The 255-nt window shown below is 31.0% G+C and carries 1 pseudogene; it reads right to left on the bottom strand.

The annotated features are described in order from the left end of the window. Positions 1 to 255: pseudogene (locus M3610_RS27785) on the bottom strand (group II intron reverse transcriptase/maturase); the annotation flags it as partial.

Raw genomic sequence — 255 nt, 5'->3', positions numbered from 1 at the left:
CCGCATATCTCACATATTTCATTCTTCGATAGTTAGGGTCAAATAGGTCTTTGCTGTCATGTTTAATTAATTCTTTATATAATGCCTTTAATTCGTTAGCTCGTTCAGTCCTGCTCTCTTTATCTAAATTTGACCATTCACGTTTATTCTTATATTTACGATGATTTATTTTTGATGCAAGGTTATGATAGACAAGATTATACTTCCGTTTATCACCTTTGTTGAATTTAGATGTGTATTCCTCCACATATTTAT

Source organism: Neobacillus sp. MER 74, from assembly GCF_023714155.1.
Note: the sequence above shows the minus strand (reverse complement) of the source record. Positions and strands in the feature narration are given on the sequence as shown.